The following is a 17,820-nucleotide window of genomic DNA, read 5'->3' as shown; positions in this document are numbered from 1 at the left end:
AACCGCTGGCGCGGCGGCGCCCCGCCGTATCACTCTTCGAAGTAGCAACCCTTGTCGCGCAACTGCTTCTCGTAGTACGCGCGATTGTTGTCGCCCTTGCCGATGTCGGCGAAGGTGTCGGTTTCCTGCTTGTGCTTGGCCTGCGCCTTCACCAGCACTTCCTTGGTCGCATCGTAGGCAATGCACAGCAGGCCATCGTCATCGCCGACCACCAGGTCGCCCGGCTCGATGACCAGGCCATCGAAGGCCACCGGCACGTTGATCTCGCCCGGGCCGTCCTTGTAGGGGCCGCGGTGCGTGACACCCGCCGCGTACACGGGGAAGTCGTGCTCGCGGATCCACGCCAGGTCGCGCACGGAACCGTTGATGATGATGCCGGCAAACTTCTTCGCCACGCAATAGGCGATCATGCGTTCGCCGATCAGGGCATTGGTCAGGTCGCCGCCCGCATCGACCACGATGACGTCGCCTTCCACCGCCATGTTCAGCGCCATGTGGATCATCAGGTTGTCACCCGGGCGCACCTTGACGGTCAGCGCGGGCCCTGCCAGCACGCCGCCCTTGTGCAAGGGGCGCAAGCGCGGACCGCCGGCGACAACGCGATTCATGGCATCGCTGATATTGGCCACCGGCAATGCGGCGAACTTGGCCGTCGTTTCTGCATCGACGGCACGCTTGCGTTTGAGAACCTGAAAACCTGCGTTCATCCTGTACTCCTTCCTGTAGTGTGCTTATGCGCAAACGCCCTGCCGCCAGAACCCGGCCCACCCGACGCGCCCTCTTCGCGAGGGACGCCGGCGCAACCGGCTCCCGGCCGGTCTCAGGCGGACAAAACGCCGCGCCGTTCCAGTTCAGGACGCAGGCGGCTGTAGACCTTGAAAGCATTCTCGCTGAACATCAGGCGGCGGTTCTCTTCGGAGAGCCAGCTGACCGCGTCGATGTAGCGCTTGGTGTCGTCGTAGTTGAAGCCGGTGCGCGGGTTGATGCCCTTGACCGCGCCCACGATCTCCGACGCGAACAGCACGTTCTCCGGCGGAATCACTTCCAGCAGCAACTCGATGCCCGGCTGGTGGTAGACGCAGGTATCGAAGAACACGTTGTTCAGCAGTTCCTCCACCGGCGGACGCTGCAGGTTCTGCGCCAGGCCCTGGTAACGGCCCCAGTGGTAAGGCACGGCACCGCCGCCATGCGGGATGATCATCTTCAGCGTGGGGAAATCCTTGAACAGGTCGCCTTGCAGGAACTGCATGAAGGCCGTCGTGTCGCCGTTGATGTAGTGCGCGCCGGTGAAGTGGAAATTGGGATTGCAGGAGCAGCTGACGTGGATCATGCCGGGCACGTCCAGTTCGACCATCTTCTCGAACAGCGGATACCAGTGCTTCTGCGTCAGCGGCGGATCGGTCCAATAGCCATCGGTGGGATCCGGATTGATGTTGCAGCCGACAAAACCCAGCTCTTCCACGCAACGCACCAGTTCCGGTATGCATTCCGCGGGACTCACGCCTGGCGACTGGGGCAGCTGGCAGACGCCCGCCAGATTGCTCGGGTACAGCTCCACCGCTCTATGGATCAGGTCGTTGCACAGGCGCGTCCACGTGGCGCTGACCTTGCTGTCACCGATGTGGTGGGCCATCTGGCCAGCCTGCGGCGAGAACAGCGTCAGGTCGACGCCCCGTTCGCGCTGGATGCGAATCTGGTTGTTCTCCAGGCCTTCACGGATCTCGTCGTCGCTGAAACGGATATTGGGATCGGGGCTGTGCTGGGTCTTGTCGACCACGGCGGCGATCTGGCTCTGGCGGAACTCGCGCAGGCGCTGCGGCGCCGTCGTGTAGTGGCCGTGACAATCGATGATCATGATGCTGCTCCTGCGGGATTCTTGCTTGAACGCTGTCGGCAGCGAGTCTAGGCACTCCGCGACCGGCCTACAATAGCGTTCCGACTGGTGGAACGATACCGCAACTTCCCTGACAGAATCCGCATCCCGCATGTCCGCCCGCAGCACACCCAGAACCGCACCCAAATCCGCCTCCAAATCCGCCTCCGAAGCCGTTGCCAAGGTCGCCCCTCAGACCGCCACAGAGGTCGCTCCCAAGGCGCCCCCCGACGCCGTGACCGCCGTCGTCCGCGCCCTGCAACTGCTGGACGCCTTCGGTATCGAGGATAGCCAGCTGAGCCTGGCCGAACTGGCGCGCCGTACCGCCCTGCCCAAGACCACGACCTTCCGCCTGGCGCATACGCTGGCGCAGGCGGGCTATCTGGTGCAACTGGAAAATGCCTGCTGGCGCCTGGGCCCGGCCACGGCATGGCTATCGGCGCGTTATCACGTGGCCTTCGACCTGCACGATGTGCTGGAGCCGATATTGCGCGACCTGGCCCGCGTGACGGGCAAGACCAGCTCTTTCTTCGCGCACGATGGCAACAGCCGGGTGCGCCTGATCCGGGTGCGGGGCCATGACGACTTCGCCAGCAGCTCGCGCGTGGGCCAGCCATTGCCCTTGACCAAAGGCTCAGCGGGCAAGGTCATCCTGGCGTTCGAAGGCCAGGCGGGCGCCGTGTTCGAACAGATCCGGCGCCAGGGCTACTGGTGCACGCTGGCGGAAATGCATCCGGGCGCGGCCAGCGTCGCGGCGCCGGTGTTCGGCGGATCCTGGAAAGTCATCGGCGCCTTGTGCGTTGCCGGCCCGGCGGACCAGTTGTCGCTGGCTGACCTCGAATCCTACGCCCCAGCCGTCATGCAGGCCGCCCGCAAGGCGTCCTCCGCCTTGGCGATGCGGGGCGCTCCCACCCGTGACCACGCTCTGGCCGCGCCGGAATGGCCCGGGCCGGCCACGCACGTGCCGGCTTGAAGATATGCAGTGATGGATGTGGGGGGCTAAAGCAATCCGCGCGCGATACCGCCATCGACGTTGATGGACTGTCCCACGATATAGGACGCCCGCGGTGACAGGATAAAGGCGGCGACGTCACCGATTTCGCGCGGCTCGGCAAAGCGGCCCGCCAGGATTTCCTCGGAGAAATGCGCAATGACCTGCTCTTGGGTCTTGCCTTCAGCGAGCGCGAGATCGTGCGCCCGGTTGAGCCAGAGGGAAGTCAAGGTACGGCCCGGGCAGATCGCGTTGACGCGAATATCCGGCGCCAGTTCGCCCGCCAGCGTCTTGGTCAGCGCCAGCACGCCTGCCTTGTGAACGTTGGACGCAACTTGGTTGGGATAGGGCATTTTGGCCGCCGCGGCGCCAAATAGCAGCACGCGAGGCGCTTCGGCTTGGCGCAAAGCGGGCAAGAAGGCTCGCACCAGGCGTACGCCACCCAGGATGTTGTACTCGTAATTGGCGAGCCAGGCTGCATCGTCCAGTTCCTCGAAGCGCGCGCGGTGGCTGCCCCCCGTGGTGATGACCAGCGCGTCCAGCGGGTGTCCCTGCCCTTGCCACCACGTTTTCAATGCTTCGACCGCCGCGGCGTCCGTCACGTCGGCTACGTGGGCATCGACCGTCGCGCCGGTTTCCCGGGCCAAGGCGGCCGCGGCCGACTCGACACGCCCGGCATCGCGGCTGACCAGGGTCACGCGAGCCCCTTCCAGTGCCAGCGCGCGCGCGGTCGCCAGACCTATGCCACCGCTCGCGCCAATCACCAGGATGCGGTCGCCTCGTAATTGCAAATCCATGCTCGCCTTACTCCAAGTGGATATTCGCCTGCTTGATGACTGTCTGCCACTTGGCGGTATTGTCACGCACCAGCTTGGCCAACACCTCCGGACCGCCGGCGACCGGTTCGAAACCCAGCCCCAGCAGGCGTTCGCGCACGGCACGATCCTTGGCTGCCGCCACCACCCGCTGTTGCAATGCATCGACGATGGCGGGCGCTGTGCCCGGCGGTGCAAAGAGGCCTTCCCAATTGGTCACATCGAAACCGGGCAGAGCGGCTTCGGCAATCGTCGGCACGTCGGGCAAGGCCACCGAGCGTGTCGGCGTGGTGACGGCTAAAGCCACCAGGCCCTTGGCCTGGATCTGCGGCACCGCCGACGCCAGCGTGACGAACAGCCCGTCGACATGGCCGCCGAGCAAATCGGCGACGGCCGGACCGCCTCCTTTGTACGGCACATGGGTCCAGTTCACCTTGGCGCGTTGCTGGTACAGCACCGCCGCAAGGTGGCCGGCGCTGCCGGCGCCGGGCGAAGCGATGTTCAAGGGACGGCCTTCGGCCGCACGTTGACGCGCCAACTCGGTGAATTCGGTCAAGGTGCGCGCCGGCACACCAGGATGCACCACCAGCACCTGGGCGGCGGTACAAACCAGGGACACGGGCGCATAGCCTCGCACTGGATCGTAGTGGACCTGGCTATACAGGAACGGGTTTATGGTGATTGCGTCGGAAGCCAGCAGCAACGTCAAGCCATCAGGCGTGGCGCGCGTCGCAGTCTCGAATGCCAAGTTGCCATTGGCGCCCGGCTTGTTTTCGACCACGAAGGTCTGGCCGAAGTCCTGCTCGAGCCGGCCGGCCAGCAGGCGGGCCAGCGTGTCCAGGCTGCCGCCCGCCGCGGTCGGCACCAGTACGCGCACGGGCGCGGCGGGGTAGTTGCTGCCCGTCTGAGCGGTCGCCGTACCTGCCCAGCCTGGCAGCGCCGCGAGCGCCGCGCCTTGGGAAAGGCGTTGCAAAAACCGTCGTCGTTGTCGATCCAGAGTGTCCATGCTGCCCGTCCTTGCAATTGCGGCGCCCGATGAAAGCTCGCTAGTGTGCGCGGCGGTCTTGGCGGCCGGAACGACGAATCGCTTCTAAGCTTATGTCTTGGCCAGGGAGGCCACGTCAGGCGACGGGCATGCAGTGCCAGGACTCATCCATCCTCGGTGCCGGATCGGCATGCGCGACAGGCGGCGCGGCTTCCTCAGGCTCGGAAAACGCCATCGGTTCTTCATCATCCGAGTCAGCGAAAGTCAGGTACGCGTAGTCCCAGGCCGTCCCCTTCGCGTCAGCGAGCGCCGCATCTGGAGGGACTGCGTCGGCTTTGGAATCAGCCTCGCGCATCCCGGCGACGAGTGGCGTCGTTTGATCGATCTCGGCAGTCAGAAAGCCTTCCCACGAGTTTGAATACGCCGCCTGCCACGCCCGACTCTGCTGCTGCGCTTCATCTCGCTGGCTGGTCACCGTGGCAAGCCGTTTTCTCGCGCTGGCCAACTGGTCCACCAGGCACACGTAGGCTTTAATCGTGACCCGATGCATCTCCTCGGTATCGCGCAAGGCCGTCGCCAGTTCATTGCGGCCCTGCTCCTGCGCGCGCTTGATGCCGACAAATGCCGCGAAGCGCGGGAAGCATCTGTAGATCCATTCCCGCAAGCGCACCGCGCGCGATACGCGGGGAAGCGCGTCGTGTTTCACGTCGACGATCTCGATGCCTGAAAGTGAACTGCCCGCCGGCACGCCAATGTTTGCGGTACCTTCAGGCAATGGAGCACGCTCCATTCCGGGAACAAGGAAAAAAGTTTTGGGAGAATGCATCGTCGAAGATGCAGGCATTACAGAAGACATGGATCCACCATTCATCAAGAGTTCCGGCATGAACATACGGAGCAGTTCGCCTTGCGGGGTTCCAGCACGCCAGCAACCGAGCCAACCCGCAACACCCGACGCCCCCGGAAAATTCGCCCTCGCCTGCGCCAGCCATCCCACAAAAGCAAAACGGCCGCGCCATCTCCCCAGAGGGAAACGACGCGGCCGTCATGCCGGCACCAAGAAGATAGCGTCCGTCAAACGTCCGTAAACCGCCGGACGATGCCGCCCGGCTTTGCCACGCGAACGCTCAGAACTTCCAGGCCAGGTTGAGCATGCCCGAGTTCTGCGTGTTGCCACCGCCGAACTCACCGCCATAGGCCAGGCCCAGCGACACGTTACGCGACAAGGCCACATCGGCCGCCACTTCCACCAGCGCGCTGTCACGCGCCTGCGGAACACCCGCCACCGTGAAGGAATCGCTGCCGTTGAACGACATCCGGCTGTGCGTGATCACATCGCCGAACGCATGGCGCCAGCCCACCGTGCCACGCAGCGTGCCTTCAAGCTTGCCCAGCGCGAACGCCGTGCGCGAACGCAGGCCCAGCGTGGTGGTGGTCAGCGTATTGCGGTCGCCTTCGCCATTCAGCGCGGCCGATCCACCCGACTCCGAGAAGCCACGGGTGCGCATGTCGCTCCATGCCACGCCCGCGAACGGTTCCAGCGTCAGCGCGCCCGTGACCGGTAGTGCGTAGCCCAGCTCGGTAAACAGCTGGCTGGTGCTGGCGCTGTAGTTCGACTTCAGCGACTGGTCGAAGCCGCTGGTGTCGATGCTTCGACGGCTGTCGATGTCATGCCACGTGTAGCTGCCACCCGCCAGGAAATTCAACTTGCCCGCGCCCGCGGCGAAACTGCGGCCGCCGTAGAGCGTGGCACTGTAGTTGTCGATATCGGCCCTGGACGAGACTTCGCCCGCGCGACTGCGGGTCTCGCTATAACCCAGCGCCCCGCCCGCGCGCCATCCGCCCCCCACCGCCTGGTCGCCACCGACGAACAGGCCCGAGGTCGATTGCGTCACGCGTGCCGCGTCGCCACCGCCGAAGGTCTGCCACGTACCGAACACCTGGGCCCACATCGGCTTGGCCGACGAACTGGGCAAGGAACTGAGATTGGTACCCATGTCGCTGGTGCCGGCCTGTGCGGTCGGGGCGCCGGCCAACAGGTTGGCGCTCAAGTTGGAACGGAAATGCTCCAGCGGCAGCGCGCGTGCCGTATCCGCGCCGGTACGCAGCGTGGACGCCGTCGACGCATGCGATTCACCCGACAGGGCCTTGAACACCGACTGCGGCTGGCCATCGGCCAGGTTCTCGATCTGGCGGTACAGGGCATTGCCCGAACCCAGGCTTTCCAGCGCATTGGCCACCGAACGCTGGTTACGGGAGTTGGCCGCATCGGCGAAGGTCATCGGACGCGAACCGCCGGTGCTGCCACCACCCGAAGCGCCGCCCGTCGAACCGCCGCCCGTCGAACCGCCGCCAGTCGAACCGCCGCCGGTGGGCGTGGTGCCGCCAGCACCGTTATCGGTGCCAGGATCGGTAACCTCCTTGCGCACCAAGGTCAGCGTCACATCGTTGCCGACGGTGGCGAGGGTGGGTTGCAGGAACGCCAGGTTGCTGGTGACATTGCTGAAGCTGCCGGTGATACCGCCGACAGCACTGAGGATGCTGTAGTTGGTGGCCGTCGAATAGTTGCCATTGGCTTCCACCGAGGCGACCGATCCATTCAGCGTCGCCGAGCCGTTGACGACGACCTTGCTGGCATGCTGGCCATCGGAGTCGGACTGGATGCGCAGCGTGGACCCCGTCTTCAGATCGAGATTGCCACCAATGGTCAGCGTGCCCGGCTTGTCCTTGCCCGGCGACAGTGTCGCGTTGCCGAAGACCGAGACGTTTCCAACGATGGTGCCATCGCCCATCAAGGTGCCCTGCGGGTACACCGTGACGTTGCCACCCAGGCTGTTGTTGATGACGTTCAGCGCGCCGCCGCTGATGAAGGTGGTGCCGGTAAAGTTGGAGTTGTCATAGATCAGGGTCACCCGGCCCGTGCCATCCTTGACCAGCGTACCGGTACCCGCCAGGAATCCGCTGAGCTCGCCGTCGGTGTCCTGCACCAGCTGCAACATCCCCAGGGTGTCAACCTGCACGGGCCCGCGGACAGAGGATGTGCTGCCGACCAACGTACCCGCCGCCACCTGCGTACCGCCCGCGTAGCTATTCGTGCCAGAAAGCGTGAGCGTACCGTCGCCTGTTTTCCGCAGCCCGCCCGGGCCGGACACCGCGCCCGCGAGGACGAGATTGCCAAGCGCGTTGTCCACCTGCACCACGCCCCCCACGCTCTGGAGCGCCACGTTGCGATAGCTGGTGAACCCCGAGCCCGAGACTTCGAGCGTGCCGTTGGTCAAGGTGAGATCACCCCCGACTGGACCCAGCGCGCCGTCGGACGATATGGAAAGCGTGCCGGTGCGCACGTTCCAGGGCGTCAGGTAATTCGTCGTCCCCGTCAGCGTCAGGGTGCCTGACGAGACTTTTTCGAAGGTAGTGAATCCCTGGTATTGCGCGGGGGTGTCGTAGTCGCCGAAGATCGAGGCATCGAGCGTCTGATCCACCGTAGAGGCGATCCGCAGCGTGCTGGTGCCGGCGGCCACCACATTACCGGCGATCTGCGCGGTCGGTTCGATGGTCACCTGATTGACGCCGCCCGTCAGCAGGATCGCTTCAGCGCGAATCGCACCGTCTCCCGAAAGCCCGCCGGAAACGGCACCCGCGATGGATATGTTCAGGTCGTGGCCGAGGATGCCGACCCCGCCCAACCCGGTCTGCTTTCCAACGAGTCCTGTGTAAGTGCCCCCTGCCCCGCCGTCGCCCCCCACGACCGAGCCGAGCTGACTGACCGAGATATACCCGTTGTTCATGGTGATGCCGGCACCGCCCTTGCCGCCACTCCCTGCAATGCCGAAGGAAGGCGACGAATCCGCCATCCCACCCGTTCCACCGGCGCCGCCCCTGACCACCGCGCTGTCCTCCACCACGACGGTAATGTTGGTACCCGAGACGGATAGTCCCGTGCCGCCAGCGCCACCGCTTGCCGCGAACGTGTCGATGAATCCCAAGCCGCCGTTGCCGCCGACGCCCCCAAGCAGGGCGGAGCCTCCCAGCAGGTCCACAGAACCGTTGGCACCCTGCACCACCATCGCCGCGGCACCGCCGCCACCGCCGCCGCCGCTGCTGAAGAAAGTTTGAGGCGCGGCATCAGCCGCGCCGTCGCCGCCATTGCCGCCACTGCCGCCGGTGGCAAGGATGGCGCCGGCATAGCCGTTGGTGAAAACTTGAGTCGTCGCGCCACCGCCACCGCCGCCGGCGCCACTGGTTACCCCTTCCGCTGCACCACCCATACCTCCGGAGGCGCCGCCTGTGGCGTAAGGCTTGCCACCCAAGGGTTCTGTGTTCGAAGCTGCGTCAGCGGCACCGGTACCCACTGAACCGGAATCACCATTTACGCCACCGATCGTCGTGCCGGGGTCGCCGCCCGCGGAACCAGCGTGGATCCCGAAGAAAGAGTTGGCGCCCGCCCCACCATTGGGATTGACCGGCTCAGCCACGGCGGCTGCGGAGCCCGCGACCATCAGCGCAATGGCGATGGCACGCGGAAGGGTTTTTTGAGTGAAGCGGAATTGGGTAGTGGAACAAACAGCGTTGGCAGGCATCTGAGAACTACATCCTGAATGTTCGCCCCTCTCGTCGGCGAAATCGGCGCCAGGCGGGGAACGGGGCGAAGGTCTACGGCCGCGTAACACGCGGAATACAACTTCGTTAACGGGCCGGACTAAGATTTGTTAAGGATGTAAGCATTTGTAGTTACAACAATGTCAATCCATCTCCCCAAAACTGAGATTTTTCGCAATAAATAGGCGGGAGCATGGGCCTCCAAAGACATTAATTGCTACAAAGCAGAGATATTTCGTAGAGATGTAAAGGTCGATGCCCGCCCCCTTAAGTCTGTCCCCTACAGGGCGTAAACGGTCTGGATATATCGAGTCCGATATATCGCCCGCGCAATGGGGCGCGAAACACTCACCGCTGCCGCGGGCATCTTCCGGGGCCCGCCCTTATGCCGGCATAGCGTCGATGTGCTACGAACAGGACTAGTCGAGGAACCATGCTCAAGTCACTGAATCTGCTTAAATGCTTTCGTCGCCCGGGCGCACCCGCGGCTGCCCAGCTGGACGCGCTGTCGCAGTCCCAGGCCGTCATCGAATTCCTCCCCGACGGCACCATCGTCAATGCCAACGAGTACTTCCTGAACGCCATGGGCTACGAGTTGCATGAACTCGTGGGCCGCCACCACAGCATCCTGGTGGCGCCGGAAGAACGCGCCAGCCCCGACTACCAGGAGTTCTGGCAGCGCCTGGGCGAAGGCACATTCGATTCAGGCCAATACAAGCGCATCGGCAAAGGTGGCCGCGAAGTCTGGATCCAGGCCACCTACAACCCCATCATCGACCGCGCCGGCAAGGTCGCGCGCATCGTCAAGTACGGCGCCGACATCACCGGCGAGAAGCTGCGCCAGGCAGACCTGGAGGGGCAGATCGCGGCCATCAGCAAGTCGCAGGCAGTCATCGAGTTCTCGCTGGATGGCGTGATCCTCTACGCGAACGACAGCTTCCTGCAGTCCATGGGCTATGAGTACGACGAGATCGTCGGCCGCCACCATGCCATGTTCGTCGAACCGGGTCTGCGCGAATCGGCGGAATACAAGGAGTTCTGGCGCAAGCTGCGGGCAGGCAATTTCGACGCCAATATCTACCGGCGCGTCGGCAAGAACGGCAAGGAAGTCTGGATACAGGCCACCTACAACCCCATCCTCGACATGAACGGCCGCCCGTTCAAGGTGGTCAAGTACGCCACCGACATCACGCGCCAGACCCAGAGCACCCAGACCCTGGCCCGCGCCGTCCAGGAAATGGCCCAGGTGGTCCAGGTCAACGCCACGCAGGCCAGCGAAGCCGAGGCGCTGACGCGCGACGCCGCCAGCAATGCCGACGTCGGCGGCGCCAACGTGGCCGCGCTGATGAAGCGCATGACCGAGCTGACGCAGGCGTCATCCAAGATCTCCGAAATCACCACCCTGCTCGACAGCATTGCCTTCCAGACCAATCTGCTGGCCCTGAACGCCGCCATCGAGGCGGCCCGCGCCGGACAGGCAGGACGCGGCTTCAGCGTGGTGGCCAGCGAAGTGCGCGCCCTGGCCCACCGCAGCGCGGAATCGGCCAAGGCCATCGCCACCCTCATCTCCGATTCCGTGCAACAGATCAGCAGCGGAGAGGCCCAGGCGCGCTCCGTCGGCGAAACCATGCATCAGTTGACCGAGTCGGTGGCGGCGGTGCGCGGCCTGATGACGCAGATCGCTGAATCGGCCCAGGCGCAGACCGAAGGCGTCGCCACCGTCCATGCCGCCATCCGCGAACTGGAGCACAAGCGGCCTGAGTGATCGGGCGTGCCCGGCGTGATGAAGCAGCAGCATTTGGGGACGCCTTCGCGAAGGCGGCGCGGGTATGTCCTTATCGCGGCGCACAATCGCCCCTCAACCAGGCAGACATGTCGTTGAATCGATTTGCTTTTGCGCTGCAGCAGCGCTGAGCAGCCCAGCCCTCCTTATCCCGATTTTGCATAAGCTTAGGGAAATTTCGTAGTTCTCCCTTCGTCCCGGTCTACCTAGAATCAACCTGTGCTCGCCTCTCACTGATTCTGTGAGCTGCTCAGTACAACGTTCAAAGTGGATCACGGACGATGACTGACCTTCTCGAATTGCTTCCTGCCGCCGTTGCCACCAGCTTCGGCGACGATGCTTACCAGCGTATCCGGCGCGATGTCATATCGTGCCGCCTGGCGCCGGGGGCGTTCGTCACCGAACCCGAGCTGATGGCCGCTTACGACATCCGCAAGACCAGCTGCCGTATCGCGCTGGTGCGGCTGGCGCAGGAAGGTTTCGTGCGTTCGCGTCCCCGCAAGGGCTACCAGATCTCGCCCATCACGCTGCGCGACGTCGAGGAAGTTTTCACCCTGCGCGTCCAGCTGGAACCTCTGGCGGCGCGCCTGGCCGTGGGCCGTGTCGACCTGGGCCTGCTGCGCGAACTCGAAGCGGCGTGCCGCCTGCAGCATCCTGTGCTGAAGCTGAACGACCAGATCGATGTCTTCATGGACGCCAACAAGGCCTTCCACCTGGCCATCGCGGCAGCCAGCGGCAACGAGCGCCTGCATAAATCGCTGACCACGCTGCTCGATGAAATGTCGCGCCTGGTGGCGCTGGGCTTCGGCGTGCAAAAGACCAAGCCCGAGATCAAGCACGACCACAACGCCATGATCGACGCGTTCGCCGAAGGCGATTGCAAGCGCGTCGAACTGATCGCCCGCCGTCACATCGAGACGTTCCAGGCCATGACGCTGGAAAAGCTCTACGCCAGCCTGGCGCAGACCGGCGCCGCCATTCCCGTCCACCCTGATGCGGGAGCCCGCCGATGACCGCCAACGATGCCGTACGTGTGCGCCACCTGAACAAGCACTTCGGCGACCTGGAAGTGCTGCGCGATATTTCCTTCGCCGTCGGCCGCGGCGAGATCGTCGCCCTGCTGGGCGCCTCCGGCTGCGGCAAGAGCACGCTGCTGAACATCGTCTCCGGCCTGGAAAGCGCCGACGACGGCGATCTGGAAATCTGCGGCCAGCCCGCCGCCCGCTTCCGCGACTGGCAGAAGCTGGGCTATCTGTTCCAGGAAGACCGCCTGCTACCGTGGCGCAGCATCCGCGACAACGTGACACTGGGCCTGGAAGCGCAGAATGTACCCAAGGCGGAACGCCACCGCCGCGCCGACGCCGTGCTGGAGATGGTGGGCCTGCAAAGCTTCGCGCAGGCCTGGCCGCATCAGCTGTCCGGCGGCATGCGCAGCCGCGCCGCCCTGGCGCGCAGCCTGGTGATCGAACCGGAAATCCTGCTGATGGACGAACCTTTCTCCAAGCTCGACCCGCAGACCCGCACGCAGATGCACGAAGAATTGCTGCGCATCCAGGCCATGAAGAACACCACCATCCTCTTCGTCACGCACGACGTCGAAGAGGCCGTGATCCTGGCCGATCGCATCGTCCTGCTGGAACCGCGGCCCGGCCGCGTACGCGAGATCGCCGACGTGCCGCTGGCGCGGCCGCGCCTGGCTACGGATCGCGACGTCGCGGAACAGACACGCCTGCTGCGTATGAAGGTGGTCCAATGAAACAGAGCACTCCCGGTACCGCCGCACGCCCCGCTGCGAACGTCCGGCGCGGCGCCGCCGCGCCAACCCGTGCCGACGCAAGGAAAGGATTGCGGCTGCCGATACTGATCGCGCAACGCGCGGTGCTGGCCGCCGCGTTCGTGCTGGTCTGGTGGCTGGCCGCCCGCCACACGCCGGCCTTCATCCTGCCCGGGCCGGAACGCGTGCTGCGCGCGCTGGGCAACCTGTCTCGGACGGACGCCTTCCTGCACGACATCGGCATGACCATGTACCGCGTGGTGTGCGGCTTCGTCCTGGCGGCGCTGATCGGCACGCCGCTGGGCCTGGCGCTGGGCTCCAGCCGGGCGCTGGCGCAGGTATTCGAGCCCTTGCTGGCCGTGATGAACACCATCTCGTCGGCGATCTGGGCCGTCTTCGCCATCATCTGGTTCGGCATCTCGAACGCCACCACGGTATTCGTGGTGTTCATGACCGCCATGCCGCTGATCCTGACCAATGTCTGGCAAGGTGCGCAGAACGTCGACAAGCTGCACGTCGACCTGGCCCGCAGTTTCCGCATGACGCGCCTGCAGATCCTGCGCAAGATCTACCTGCCCAGCATCCTGCCGTATTTCTTTTCCGGCGCGCGGCTTGCGTTCGGCTTCGGCTGGCGCGTATCGCTGGTGGCCGAAACGCTGGGTTCGTCCGACGGCATCGGCTACCGCCTGCGCCAGGCGGCAGACCTGGTACAGACCGACCAGGTGTTCGCCTGGACGTTGTTGCTGGTGGTGTTGATGCTGCTGCTGGAAAGCGGCGTGCTCAAGCCGCTCGAACGCCGCCTGTTCCGTTGGAAACCGGTATAGCCCGGCCCTGAATTCATCCCTTACCGCCAGGAGTTTCGCCATGAAATGGACCAAGTATCTACCCGCCACCGTGCTGGCCCTCGCCCTGGGCGCCGCGGGTCCGGCCCAGGCCGCCGACAAGGTGCGCATCGGCTACTGGAGCAGCGGCGTCAGCCTGGGCTACGGCTCGGTGCTGGAAGCCACGGATTTCCTCAAGCAACAGAACCTGGACGTCGAGTTCATCAAGTTCCCCGACGTCAACGCTCCCTTGCGCGCGCTCGCCTCCAATTCCATAGACCTGGCGTTCGGTGCTCCCGCTGCCGGCGTGTTCAGCAGCGCGTCTGAAGGCGTACCCATCAAGATCTTCGCCGCCACGCAGCCCGCCGACGTGCAATTCGTCGTGCCGGAAGGCTCGCCCATCACGTCGCTGGACCAGCTGCGCGGCAAGAAGGTAGGCATGTCGCCGGCCGGCAGCTCGGTCGCGGTGATCGCCGGCGCCGTGCTGGCCGGCAATCATGGCATCAAGGCCAATGACTTTTCGCTGGTAGGCGGCAACGAATCGCGCCTGGCCCAGTTCCTGGCGCAGAAGCAGGTCGACGCCGCGGCGCTGCGCTCCGTCACGGTCGCCCAGTTGACCGACTTGAAAGTCACGCGCCTGGGCTCCTTCGCCGACGAATGGAAGAAGCTGACCAAATCGGATTCGGTGCCCTATATCGGCATCGGCGCGGTGCGCAGCGACTTCGTCGCGCAGCATCCGGACACCGTCGCCCACGTCATCGCGGGCCTGCGCAATACCCTGGCCTGGGGCAACGACCATCGCGACGACGTCGTCAAGATCCTGCAGAAGTCCGCCAACCTGCCCGAAGCCGACGCCAAGGTCTATGCCGGCCAATGGCAGGACATGAACCGCGTGTCGTTCGAAACGGCCGACATCGACACCCTGAAGCGCCAACACCAGGTGTTCGCGGAAAGCGGCCTGGTGAAAGGCCAGTTGCCCGCCGATATTTTCGTGACGGGTCCGTACCAGCAAGCCAAGACCCTGAAGTGATCGCCTGAAGCATCGGCGCATACCCATTCCACCACCAAGCTATTAGGAAGCGAGGAACAGACAATGAGCAACACCATGAAAGCACTAGTCCTGAACGAACACGGCGGCCTGGAAAAACTGCAGGTCGTCACCGACAAAGCCAGGCCCACCGCCACCGAAGGCCACGTCGTCATCCGCGTGGGCGCATCGTCCTTCAACTATCACGACGTGTTCACCGTGCAGGGCATGCCCGGCATCAAGGTGCCGCTGCCGGTGGTCATCGGCCTGGACATGGCCGGTGAAATCACCGAAGTCGGCGCCGGCGTGGAAGGCTGGAAGGTGGGCGATCGCGTGCTGGTCAACCCGCTGAACAAAGGCAAAGGCCTGATGGGCGAAATGCTCGACGGCGGCATGGCCGAATACTGCCTGGTGTCGGCCCCCCAGCTGATCGCCCTGCCCGCCAAGGTCAGCTATGACGACGCCGCCGCCCTGCCCGTGGCCTACGGCACCGCGCACCGCATGCTGATCACGCACAAGACGGTCAAGGCCGGCGACCGCGTGGTCGTGCTGGGCGCCAGCGGCGGCGTGGGCACCGCCTGCGTCATCCTGGCCAAGCTGCTGGGTGCCGAAGTCATCGCCTGCGCCGGCAGCGACGAGAAGCTGGCGCGCCTGAAGGAACTGGGCGCCGACCACGTCATCAACTATCGCACCACCGATTTTTCCAAGTGGGCCATCGCCGAATACGGCAAGCCCCAGCGCCGCAATTTCGAAGGCGGCGTGGACGTGGTGATCAACTTCACCGGCGGCGATACGTGGCTGCCGTCGATCAAGTGCCTCAAGCGCGGCGGCACCCTGCTGGTCTGCGGCGCCACCGCCGGCCACGATCCGAAGGAAGACCTGCGCTACGTGTGGAGCTTCGAGCTCAACATCAAGGGCTCCAACAGCTTCTACGATGAAGACCTGAAGGCCCTGCTGCAGATGGTCGCCGACGGCAGCGTCAAGCCGGTGATCGACCGTGCCGTGCCGCTGGAAGGCGCCGCCGACGGCCTGGCGTTGATCCGCGACCGCGAAGTGCTGGGCAAGGTCATCGTCAACCCTCGATGATGATGTGGCGCCGGCCGCTGCCGGCGTTGCCGACTTTTTCCGACGCTGGCCCGTGCCGGCGCCGACCAAGACTTTCCAGGAACGCAAATGAGCGAAACCACCCTCCCCACCAAAGAAGACATCCAGGCCAAGCTGCTGCGCGGCCCCTATCACCAATGGCTGGGCATCGAAGTCCTGTCCGTCAGCGAAGGCGAGATCGAACTGTCCGCGCGCTGGCGCGAAGAGTGGGTCGTCAACCCCGACAAGCGTTACACCCACGGCGGCATCCTGGCGGCCCTGGTCGACCTGACCGCCGACTGGGCCCTGGTGTCCAAGACCGGCCGGGGCGTGCCCACCGTGGACCTGCGCGTGGACTACCACCGCGCCGCCATGCCGGGTGACCTGCGCGCCAAGGGCAAGGTCATCAAGTTCGGCTCGCAACTGTCGGTGGCCGAAGCGCAAGTGTTCGACAACGACGGCAAGCTGGTGGCCAGCGGCCGCGGGGTGTACTCCACCGCCGCGCCTGCTCCCGCGGCAACGGCAGCCAAGGCCTGAGGTCCACCATGTATACGCCGCAGAACCTGGGCCGTGTCATCGATCCGTCCGCCGACCCGGCGCGCGTCGCGCTGCTGGGCGTCGACCTTGCGCTGAATGAATCGCCCTGCACCTATGGCGAGCTGGAAGCGATGGCCGATGGCGTGGCGCGGGCGCTGCTGCAAGACGGCGGCCAGCCCGGCGACCGCGTCGCCATCCTGGCCGCCAATTCGGTGCGTTATGTCGCCACGCTGCTGGGCATCATGCGCGCCGGGCTGATTGCCGTGCCCTTGAACTTCAAGTTCCCGCCGGCGACCATCGCCTATGTGCTGCAGGACAGCGGTGCCCGCATCGTCTTCTACGACCATGCCCGCCGCAATGCGCTGCCGGCGGACCTGCGCGCCATCCCCCTGGACGGCGAGCCCTTCCTCGATTTCCTCCGCCCCGGCCCGACGCCGGACGTCACCGTGCAGCCCGAAGACGTGGCGCTGATGCTGTACACGTCCGGCTCCACCGGCAAGCCCAAGGGCGTGCGCCTGTCCCACGCCAGCCATCTGTGGACCGTGCAGATGCGCCGCCAGGCCACGCCGCTGGAGGCCGAGCGCGCCCTCATCGCCGCGCCGCTGTACCACATGAATGCCCTGGCGCTGATACAGCTGTCGCTGGCCAGCCATGCCACCACGGTGCTGCTGCCGCAATTCACCGCCGCCGCCTACATCCAGTGCATCGGCCGCTATCGCTGCACTTGGCTCACCGCCGTGCCGCCCATGATCGCCATGATGCTGCGCGAACACGCGCTGCTGGCCCGTACCGACCTGTCATCGGTGAAGGTGATCCGCATGGGCTCGGCGCCCGTCAGCGCCAGCCTGCTGGCGCAGATCCACGCCATGCTGCCCAATGCCAAGGTGATCAATGCCTACGGCACGACCGAAGGCGGCCCGGTGGTGTTCGGCCCGCATCCGGACAAGATACCCACGCCGCCCATGTCGGTGGGCTACCCGCACCCCGCGGTATCGCTGCGCCTGGCGCGCGGTCCCGCCGACGGCCCGGAACAAGGCATCCTGGAGATGAAGAGTCCCGGCCTGATGCTGGGCTATCACCAGCGGCCCGACATCGCCACGCCCTTCACGCCGGACGGTTTCTATTCCACGGGCGACGTATTCCGCCACGACGAGCAAGGTTTCTACTACTTCGTCGGCCGGCGCGATGATATGTTCGTCAGCGGCGGTGAAAACATCTATCCCGGTGAGGTGGAAAAGATGCTGGAACATCATCCGGCCGTACAGCAGGCCAGCGTGGTGCCGGTCGAGGACGACATCAAGGGCCAGAAGCCGGTCGCCTATATCGTCCTGCGTCCGGGCCAGCACGCCACCGCGGAAGAGATCAAACGCTATGCCCTGGAGAACGCCCCGGCGTACCAGCATCCGCGCCAGGTGTGGTTCATCGATGCCCTGCCGCTGGCCTCCACCAACAAGATCGACCGCGCCTTCCTGCTGCGTGACGCGGCCAATCGCATGGCCGCCGCAAGCAACCAGCAACAATAATCCAACGGA

15 protein-coding genes are annotated in these 17,820 nt (G+C 65.1%); 9 read left to right on the top strand and 6 right to left on the bottom strand.

All coding sequences use genetic code 11. From position 1 onward, the window contains the following. Positions 1–29 precede the first annotated feature (29 nt). Both CEY05_RS01480 and CEY05_RS01475 read right to left on the bottom strand, forming a co-directional pair. Positions 30–707 (bottom strand): RraA family protein, encoded by a 678-nt coding sequence (locus CEY05_RS01480; protein WP_088595626.1) that lies wholly within the window; start codon positions 705–707, stop codon positions 30–32. 113 nt (positions 708–820) lie between these two features. Further along, positions 821–1,855, bottom strand: a complete 1,035-nt coding sequence (locus CEY05_RS01475) for an amidohydrolase family protein (RefSeq protein ID WP_088595625.1) — start codon at positions 1,853–1,855, stop codon at positions 821–823. A 253-nt stretch (positions 1,856–2,108) separates the two neighbouring features. On the opposite strand from CEY05_RS01475, the gene CEY05_RS01470 reads away from it, so the two are divergent. Beyond that, positions 2,109–2,846, top strand: a complete 738-nt coding sequence (locus tag CEY05_RS01470; RefSeq protein WP_233161301.1) for an IclR family transcriptional regulator — start codon at positions 2,109–2,111, stop codon at positions 2,844–2,846. Between the two features lie 26 nt (positions 2,847–2,872). Here CEY05_RS01470 and CEY05_RS01465 read toward each other — a convergent pair whose 3' ends face one another. The 4 genes from CEY05_RS01465 to CEY05_RS01450 all read right to left on the bottom strand — a co-directional run bounded on the left by CEY05_RS01465 (position 2,873) and on the right by CEY05_RS01450 (position 9,244). Further along, on the bottom strand, positions 2,873–3,661 hold the full coding sequence (locus tag CEY05_RS01465; RefSeq protein WP_088595623.1) for an SDR family NAD(P)-dependent oxidoreductase: 789 nt from the start codon (positions 3,659–3,661) through the stop codon (positions 2,873–2,875). A gap of 7 nt (positions 3,662–3,668) precedes the next feature. Further along, positions 3,669–4,652, bottom strand: coding sequence for a tripartite tricarboxylate transporter substrate binding protein (locus tag CEY05_RS01460; protein ID WP_158219230.1), 984 nt, complete (start codon positions 4,650–4,652; stop codon positions 3,669–3,671). A 148-nt stretch (positions 4,653–4,800) separates the two neighbouring features. Then, positions 4,801–5,556, bottom strand: a complete 756-nt coding sequence (locus CEY05_RS01455; RefSeq protein ID WP_143220248.1) for a hypothetical protein — start codon at positions 5,554–5,556, stop codon at positions 4,801–4,803. A gap of 235 nt (positions 5,557–5,791) precedes the next feature. Beyond that, positions 5,792–9,244: an autotransporter domain-containing protein gene (locus CEY05_RS01450; RefSeq protein ID WP_088595620.1), complete on the bottom strand. Its 3,453-nt coding sequence runs from the start codon at positions 9,242–9,244 to the stop codon at positions 5,792–5,794. 452 nt (positions 9,245–9,696) lie between these two features. Between CEY05_RS01450 and CEY05_RS01445 the strand changes: the two genes are divergently transcribed. The 8 genes from CEY05_RS01445 to CEY05_RS01410 all read left to right on the top strand — a co-directional run bounded on the left by CEY05_RS01445 (position 9,697) and on the right by CEY05_RS01410 (position 17,811). Beyond that, positions 9,697–11,028, top strand: a complete 1,332-nt coding sequence (locus CEY05_RS01445; RefSeq protein WP_088595619.1) for a PAS domain-containing methyl-accepting chemotaxis protein — start codon at positions 9,697–9,699, stop codon at positions 11,026–11,028. A 299-nt stretch (positions 11,029–11,327) separates the two neighbouring features. Beyond that, on the top strand, positions 11,328–12,059 hold the full coding sequence (locus CEY05_RS01440) for a GntR family transcriptional regulator (RefSeq protein ID WP_088595618.1): 732 nt from the start codon (positions 11,328–11,330) through the stop codon (positions 12,057–12,059). Continuing rightward, positions 12,056–12,802: an ABC transporter ATP-binding protein gene (locus CEY05_RS01435; RefSeq protein ID WP_088595617.1), complete on the top strand. Its 747-nt coding sequence runs from the start codon at positions 12,056–12,058 to the stop codon at positions 12,800–12,802. The genes CEY05_RS01440 and CEY05_RS01435 overlap by 4 nt, the downstream gene beginning before the upstream one ends. Continuing rightward, positions 12,799–13,644, top strand: coding sequence for an ABC transporter permease (locus CEY05_RS01430; protein ID WP_088595616.1), 846 nt, complete (start codon positions 12,799–12,801; stop codon positions 13,642–13,644). The genes CEY05_RS01435 and CEY05_RS01430 overlap by 4 nt, the downstream gene beginning before the upstream one ends. A 40-nt stretch (positions 13,645–13,684) precedes the next feature. Continuing rightward, a complete protein-coding gene (locus tag CEY05_RS01425; protein WP_088595615.1) occupies positions 13,685–14,671 on the top strand; it encodes an ABC transporter substrate-binding protein in 987 nt (328 codons plus the stop codon). 75 nt (positions 14,672–14,746) lie between these two features. Beyond that, positions 14,747–15,754 carry a zinc-binding dehydrogenase gene (locus CEY05_RS01420; protein ID WP_198952648.1) on the top strand — a complete coding sequence of 336 codons (1,008 nt, stop codon included), beginning with the start codon at positions 14,747–14,749 and terminating at the stop codon, positions 15,752–15,754. 87 nt (positions 15,755–15,841) lie between these two features. Further along, a complete protein-coding gene (locus CEY05_RS01415; protein WP_088595613.1) occupies positions 15,842–16,288 on the top strand; it encodes a PaaI family thioesterase in 447 nt (148 codons plus the stop codon). Between the two features lie 8 nt (positions 16,289–16,296). Continuing rightward, entirely contained in the window at positions 16,297–17,811 is a 1,515-nt protein-coding gene (locus CEY05_RS01410; protein ID WP_088595612.1) for a class I adenylate-forming enzyme family protein, read from the top strand. The last annotated feature ends 9 nt before the right edge of the window (positions 17,812–17,820 follow it).

This window comes from Achromobacter sp. HZ34 (assembly GCF_002209485.1).
Lineage (GTDB): Bacteria > Pseudomonadota > Gammaproteobacteria > Burkholderiales > Burkholderiaceae_B > Bordetella_C.
Note: the sequence above shows the minus strand (reverse complement) of the source record. Positions and strands in the feature narration are given on the sequence as shown.

What these genes read in the sequence shown, in the direction of transcription:
- CEY05_RS01455 (WP_143220248.1), bottom strand. Translation starts at nt 5,556, where the DNA reads ATGTTCATGCCGGAACTCTTGATGAATGGTGGATCCATGTCTTCTGTA.
- CEY05_RS01475 (WP_088595625.1), bottom strand. Translation starts at nt 1,855, where the DNA reads ATGATCATCGATTGTCACGGCCACTACACGACGGCGCCGCAGCGCCTG.
- CEY05_RS01430 (WP_088595616.1), top strand. Translation starts at nt 12,799, where the DNA reads ATGAAACAGAGCACTCCCGGTACCGCCGCACGCCCCGCTGCGAACGTC.
- CEY05_RS01480 (WP_088595626.1), bottom strand. Translation starts at nt 707, where the DNA reads ATGAACGCAGGTTTTCAGGTTCTCAAACGCAAGCGTGCCGTCGATGCA.
- CEY05_RS01415 (WP_088595613.1), top strand. Translation starts at nt 15,842, where the DNA reads ATGAGCGAAACCACCCTCCCCACCAAAGAAGACATCCAGGCCAAGCTG.
- CEY05_RS01445 (WP_088595619.1), top strand. Translation starts at nt 9,697, where the DNA reads ATGCTCAAGTCACTGAATCTGCTTAAATGCTTTCGTCGCCCGGGCGCA.
- CEY05_RS01420 (WP_198952648.1), top strand. Translation starts at nt 14,747, where the DNA reads ATGAAAGCACTAGTCCTGAACGAACACGGCGGCCTGGAAAAACTGCAG.
- CEY05_RS01435 (WP_088595617.1), top strand. Translation starts at nt 12,056, where the DNA reads ATGACCGCCAACGATGCCGTACGTGTGCGCCACCTGAACAAGCACTTC.
- CEY05_RS01465 (WP_088595623.1), bottom strand. Translation starts at nt 3,661, where the DNA reads ATGGATTTGCAATTACGAGGCGACCGCATCCTGGTGATTGGCGCGAGC.
- CEY05_RS01440 (WP_088595618.1), top strand. Translation starts at nt 11,328, where the DNA reads ATGACTGACCTTCTCGAATTGCTTCCTGCCGCCGTTGCCACCAGCTTC.
- CEY05_RS01450 (WP_088595620.1), bottom strand. Translation starts at nt 9,244, where the DNA reads ATGCCTGCCAACGCTGTTTGTTCCACTACCCAATTCCGCTTCACTCAA.
- CEY05_RS01410 (WP_088595612.1), top strand. Translation starts at nt 16,297, where the DNA reads ATGTATACGCCGCAGAACCTGGGCCGTGTCATCGATCCGTCCGCCGAC.
- CEY05_RS01425 (WP_088595615.1), top strand. Translation starts at nt 13,685, where the DNA reads ATGAAATGGACCAAGTATCTACCCGCCACCGTGCTGGCCCTCGCCCTG.